Here is a 436-nt window from a genome sequence, read left to right on the forward strand (position 1 = left end):
ATTCTCAACTGTAAAACCATACTCTTTTAAGATTTTACTAGCTGGCGCTGAAGCACCAAATTGGTCTATCGCGATCACTTTGCCATTGTCACCAACATATTTATGCCATCCAAGCGATGAACCCATTTCTATTCCGACACGAGCTTTAATGTGAGGTGGTAATACACTGTTCTTATATTCTTCTGATTGTTGTTCAAAACGGTCCCAACTAGGCATGCTTACAACGGAAACAAAAATGCCTTCAGCCTCTAATTGTGTCTGTGCTTCAACTGCTAATTGTACTTCAGAACCAGTTGCAAGTAATACACCAGCTTGTTCTCCTCCTACTTCTGATACAACATAAGCTCCTTATGTTACGCCTTCATAAGCAACATCTAAAGACTTGGAATTCGTCATAAGATCTTGACGGCTTAAAACAAGCATTGTTGGCTTGTCT

At 39.9% G+C, this 436-nt stretch carries 1 pseudogene; it reads right to left on the reverse strand.

Going from position 1 to position 436, the window contains the following annotated elements:
• Positions 1–436, reverse strand: a pseudogene (locus tag KH400_RS21220) (transketolase-like TK C-terminal-containing protein); the annotation flags it as partial.

Source organism: Desertibacillus haloalkaliphilus (genome assembly GCF_019039105.1).
Taxonomy (GTDB): Bacteria; Bacillota; Bacilli; order Bacillales; family KJ1-10-99; genus Desertibacillus; species Desertibacillus haloalkaliphilus.